The sequence below is a fragment of the Morganella sp. HMSC11D09 genome, from assembly GCF_001807955.1.
Classification (GTDB): Bacteria; Pseudomonadota; Gammaproteobacteria; order Enterobacterales; family Enterobacteriaceae; genus Morganella; species Morganella morganii.
On the sequence record NZ_KV791696.1, the window covers coordinates 386,821 to 392,760 of the forward strand.

Sequence of the window (5,940 nt, forward strand, 5' to 3'; positions counted from 1 at the left end):
GCAAAGATTGGATAAGAGTGTTGATATAATGTTTTATTGATACATAGTTGAACTCGTATATCTGTTTTCTAGGTCATAAGTCAGGTTTGTGCCAGAAACGGACATAGAAAACACGATGTTATAAGATTAGGTGCATATCTCCGATCGCATTCATTGGACGTAATGATCGTACTAAGCCGATCTCAAAGGAAAGCATTAATCAGGTAATTGAGCTATTAGGATAAAAAGGAAGGCTGACGGGGAATGGTTTTCGTCACACATTGAGTACCATTCTGCACGAAGAAGGATTCAACTCTGCATGGATCGAAACACAGCTTGCACATGTGGATCAGAACGCTATTCACGGGGCTTACAATCATGCACAGTATTTGGAAGGGAGACAACAGATGATGCAGTGGTATAGTGATTACATAGATAGCTTGTCTAGAAATAAACTTCCGCAATTTTTTCTTCAAAAAAAGCAGTATGAACAATAAATCTAGTTGATGCATACAAAGGTTTATTGTCGATAGCAAGAGGAGCGTCACAATCATGAATGTACAGAAAACCAAATTTTCATCTAAAGAATTTTTAAGGCGCCGTCGCCCTGAAAAGTTTTCTGATTCAACAATCAGAGAGACTGGTACTTTAGATAGAGTTGTACTGGAACACTTCCTCTCTACGCTAAATACAAGAAATCAAGAATTACAATTCGAGGATTTTGCAAAAAAAATATGTGAAAAAATAATTTGCCCTAATCTCCTTGAACAGACTGGTCCTGTAGCAGGGGGGGATGGTAAAACTGACACACAAACATACCCTGTTTCGGAACAGAATAAGCTCCTTTGGTTCGAAGGTGTTAATGAAGCATCAAATAAAGAACGTTGGGCCTTTGCGGTAAGTACACGTAAAGACTGGAAGAAAAAATGTCATGAAGATGTACTTAAGATAAAAGAAACAGAGCGTGGGTATACTAAAGTATTTTGCGTAACGAATCAATCTGCAAAGTCCAATATTCGTTCAGAGGTTGAGGATACACTAAAAACAAAAACTGGAATAGATGTCCGTATATTAGATATTAATTGGCTATTAGATCAAATTTACAAAAATCATTTTGAGCAATTGGTCATTGATTCATTGTCAGTTCCAACGCAATATAAAAGAGAAGTTATTTTTGGAGAAAATGATTATAAGAAACATAAAAAATATGAAGAATTAACCGAGTATATTAGAGAGAAAATAAACCCTGCTGAAATTTCATATGAACAAGTGGATATATTTTTAGAAATTGCAGAGTTAAGCGCTGAACTTGAGAAACCACTAATTGAAACACAAGGTCTATTTGAAAGAGCTATAAAAATCTCAAAAAAATTCGGGACTAATCAACAATTGCTAGATGCGTATTATCAATACGCCTGGAAATCCCATTTTTGGATGGAAGATTTTAATCTCTTCGAAGAAAATCTTCAATTAGCGTATGAAAGTATAGCATCATCAACTAATTCCTCAAAATGGGAAAAAGTTTTAAATTTAGTAACCGTTCATAAAAGTTATATTAGACTTAACAACGCAACATCTACAATCGACATTGAGAATATTGAACGTAACATGCTCGCCAAACTAGATGAGATAGCTAACGATGATTCACGTCCCAGTAATGCGCTCACAGCGAGAACTCACAAAGCCATTTATAAACTGACAACGTTTTCAGATGTAGAAGATGCTTCGGTTGTATTTGAAGAGTTACATGAAATTTTTAAAAATAGCGGGAATTTAATAGGCTATCCGTTTGAGAAAAACTTCCAACTTTTGAACGAACTAGATGACATTTTTTTCGATGTAGATGCATATGAAAATTTATTAGACTATATGACTGAGCAATCTGCTGTTAGAGGTGGTGAAGTTAAAGGGGCATTATTAAATCTGCGAAGAGGTATAAAGAGGCTTCAAAATGGTCACCCTTATCAGGCAATCAAGTATTTAGGAAAATCTTTTATTCCACTCTATAAAGAGGAATCACGAGATAAATTTATATTAGCATTAAAAGCTATTGCTTATGCTTACGAATCCATTGGATTACTATGGAGTTCACGTTCATGCTTGCTTCTATCCGCTTCTTTGATTACAGATAACTTCTGGAAGTATGATGAGATATCTTTAAAGCAGGCTGAAATTTATTATAATTTATGTCTAACAGAAATAAAACTAGGGAAATTAGCACATGCTCTTTTATGGTATGAACTGTTTTTAATAATTAACGAGAATATCAGTGATAGCTCGTTCGGCGATAAAGAAAATCAGCAAGTCGATTTTTACATAAGTCAACTCATTTTGAACACTGACCTAAAGGGAATAAATCGACAGAGTAATATCCCCGATGAGCTCGATAGATTAGGCCTTTTTGTATCATCGGGATGTCTTAAATATGCTTTAGGTTATATTGAAGATTTTGAACGTGAGTACGGAGTTACTGCCGATAAAGATCATAATGATTTCTTGCAAAAAATACGTGACTTTGATACAGGATTTAATAGTAAGGGCATAAAAGATAACCATGACAAACGAGGAGTACATACATCTTTTATTTTTGGATGCACTATAGAAATTAACTTTCCGAATCGGTCACCATTTATAGAGTTTTCAACTAATGTCTTATCACTTTTAGAGGGTGCTTTTGCAACCTGTACGATTGACAACATCTATCTTAAAGAAGCATTTTTAATTATTGAAGTAATAGCAGATGACGATGATGACTTATCCTTATCACATGAAATAAATAGCAATAGTGGAAAACTAAATCTTACAATAAATTGCGCTGGTTTTGATGTAAGTGATTTTAGAATCGAGGTACAACAAAAAATCACTAATAAATTCAAAGAATTAGTGTTCAATCTTCTCCCCGAGTTATTTTTTATAAAAAATACAGAATACATTGAAAAAATGATCTTCGAAGATGCTGCATTCGACAGAGCAATTAGTTTTGGTGCCTGTATCAAATCTATTGAAAATGTTCTTGGTAATGATATTGATCAACAAATTAAGAAAATTTATTCCGCCAGTTCTGAAAAGAAAACTTACCCTCTTTTAAGAGATAAATCCTGGGATAGTGAATTTTCGAAAGTGTTGGAGATCGAGGATATAAAAGCTCCAACACCCGGTAAAGGAAGAATGCCTGAAGAGGAACTTAATTTCGAAAATATAACACATAAAGATTATTCCATACAAAGTCTAATCAAACCTCGTCTATGGGATAGAACACGCTGGCAAGGAGTAGGTTTCGCTCAATTAAAATCGTGTTATCCAGGGTTATATCTATTATTTAAACACCCCGATATAGGTGAGGATATTTTTAAAGATCTTATATCATCAGTAGGCTTGGTAGATAGTAAAGCCAGATTACGGGTTTGTATTGTCAAGGGCATCTCAGTTAAAAACCCAACTCATTATAGAGTACTAATATCTGAAAATATGATGACAACCCCATTAACTAAAAGAATGACAATGATCAGTAGAATTAATACGATGACTCCTGATAGCAATGTCAATCTAGAAAGATTTCTTACTGCGTATCAGGCCTGTGGAAAATTCTATCTTGGATGTGATGCGATGTTAAAAAATATTGTTCCTGAGCATCCACAAAGAGATAGTTTAGGGATAGAAATGAGTACGTTAGATGTTAGGTGGGCTTGGGAAATTGGGTTAAATGATGTTGATTGTATTGGGGTTAATTTAAAAGAAGATGACCCCTATATTCCTAATGATGTAGCTGAGATCCCATTATTGCAATTGATAAACAGTAAATAAAATGTTTGCCAAGAATACCGCCTCTTAAGGGGGCGGATTCTAAACAAATCTTTAGCCTCTTCACTAATACTATTAGTGTTATTGCTTTCACAATAAATTGCTGACCTACTCCCCATTGCTTAACAAGCATCGAAGTAAGTATACATTCTGAACTTCCGCTTTTCGCTCAAAGCGACCCTCTCCTTACCCGCACATCTCAACCTCAAACCACCTACAACCTGTACAAATTTCATACCGTTTTGCTAAATCATTTTGCAAACTTTTTGATAACCGTTTCAGACTGAACAATAAAAAACGGGAACTAATCAGTTCCCGTTAACTATTTCACTGTAAACTTAATTACATGTGTTTGATGATTGCATCACCAAACTCTGAGAATTTCAGGAGCTTAGCGCCTTCCATCAGATGTTCGAAATCGTAAGTGACGGTCTTGGCAGCGATGGCCCCTTCCATTCCTTTAACGATTAAGTCAGCGGCTTCAAACCAGCCCATGTGGCGCAGCATTAGATTGAAATTGTCGCAATAACCATATGATTTTAAATAAAAATAAACAAAAAAATGCTACAAATCACCGGTGAAGTATCGTGAATTCCTACCTTGATTTCTTTTAATTTTATTTAAATTTTGATAACTAATTACAATATTAATTAGTTAGAGTTATGATATAATCTATCCCTAAGATATAAAAACACTTACAAGTGATAATTACATGATAATATTCAGAAAAATAAATGGAAAAAATGTACCTATCAAAATATCAAAAATAGACAACGATACGAAAAACATTAATTTTAACATTGATGACCGAATTATTTTTGATACAAAAAAATCATATACAATACCAAATGTTAGCTGCAGAACTTGTAGTAAACGTGTTTTTTTCTATGCAAATGCTTTTGGTTCGAAAGTATTATTTGATTCTCTGGGCCCACCTTGGCCCATCCACCCATGCTTTGAAAAAAAATCAAAAGAAGAACGAGTAATTAATAAAGAAAAAATCAGTGATGGATGCTGGGAGCCAGTCATTGTCATCAACTCTATATTTACTAGTTCTGGCAACCTTAGAGTTGAAGGATATATAGATAAATTAAAAATACAATTTACCATTAATAAAAAATCACATATCACACTCATTCTAGATAATGAAGATATAAAATATATCCCAATATATGCTAACAAACAAAAAATGTTAATACAACTACATAATTCAAAAACAACTTACAATACAAAATTCCGATACAGAGACCCTTCCCAAACTCATAAAATAGACATTAAAGCTCACCTTCCTCATGAGGAATACACTTGTGATGTAAAAAAAATAAAACGTCTATATATAGTAAATATCTACTTTAATGGAAAGCTAGTCAAAAAATACCCCATACAGAATAACTTCTATAGATTATACTTTGGTAACAATAACTCACTGAAAGTGAAAAAATACACACATAACGGTGATATTCATTTCAAAGCACTATCCATAACAAAAGGCCTTTATATACAACTACCTAAATTAAAAAAAATTCATGGGCACTATGATTATAATATAGAATAATATAGAAACATCTAGACATATCGGAAATTGCTGGATGACATATTATCACCTTGATAATCTATATATGTGTAGCTACTATATAACAGACATAATATCAGATAAGCCAGTACAAAAAACTAATACCCGCGTCTGATATTTACACGCGTAACTTTATTTTTGCCATCAGTTCACGCTGCTTCACATTCCACACAGAGCCTTGTGGCATTTCGACACGAACATCGAGATGGGTTGATTCCGGCAGGTCACACGACTCACCGTCCTGGTAGAAGATGCGCTCACCTTCCGGGGTGACTTCTTTCAGCCGCCAGTTCTGGAAACGTTCCGGCAAATGCGCATGCTGACGGTGACAGGTTTCAATAATCAGGCTGCCGTCACTCTGCACCCTGTCATCTATATAAACCAACTCAAGGCCGTTATTGTCTTTCGGTACTGAGATACCACCGTTTACGCCCCATGCACCATCTGAGTTATAACCGAGTATACCGGTGATGTGATACTGGCCGGTGCCGGTACGGAAAACTTCTGCCCCTTCAGATTCATCATTGGTCTCGTAATGGCCATCAGGGTAAATCTGAACGATTGGCGACGATTTTTTATAATATCCG

General features: G+C 34.8%; 2 protein-coding genes and 3 pseudogenes. 3 read left to right on the plus strand and 2 right to left on the minus strand.

Translation table 11 applies throughout. The features are described from left to right. Positions 1 to 140: 140 nt before the first annotated feature. Positions 141 to 476 (plus strand): annotated as a pseudogene (locus HMPREF3119_RS13455) (tyrosine-type recombinase/integrase); the annotation flags it as partial. 55 nt (positions 477 to 531) lie between these two features. After that, a complete protein-coding gene (locus HMPREF3119_RS13460) occupies positions 532 to 3,783 on the plus strand; it encodes a hypothetical protein (RefSeq protein ID WP_062771453.1) in 3,252 nt (1,083 codons plus the stop codon). Positions 3,784 to 4,122: 339 nt separating this feature from the next. Here the strand turns inward: HMPREF3119_RS13460 and HMPREF3119_RS18855 are convergent. Beyond that, a pseudogene (locus tag HMPREF3119_RS18855) lies at positions 4,123 to 4,290 on the minus strand (NADP-dependent isocitrate dehydrogenase); the annotation flags it as partial. A 202-nt stretch (positions 4,291 to 4,492) separates the two neighbouring features. Between HMPREF3119_RS18855 and HMPREF3119_RS13465 the strand changes: the two are divergent. Then, positions 4,493 to 5,335, plus strand: coding sequence for a hypothetical protein (locus HMPREF3119_RS13465; protein ID WP_064483846.1), 843 nt, complete (start codon positions 4,493 to 4,495; stop codon positions 5,333 to 5,335). 136 nt (positions 5,336 to 5,471) lie between these two features. Here HMPREF3119_RS13465 and HMPREF3119_RS13470 read toward each other — a convergent pair. Further along, positions 5,472 to 5,940 (minus strand): annotated as a pseudogene (locus HMPREF3119_RS13470) (hypothetical protein); the annotation flags it as partial.

Coding starts and splice junctions, on each gene's coding strand:
- HMPREF3119_RS13465 (WP_064483846.1), top strand. CDS start 4,493: ATGATAATATTCAGAAAAATAAATGGAAAAAATGTACCTATCAAAATA.
- HMPREF3119_RS13460 (WP_062771453.1), top strand. CDS start 532: ATGAATGTACAGAAAACCAAATTTTCATCTAAAGAATTTTTAAGGCGC.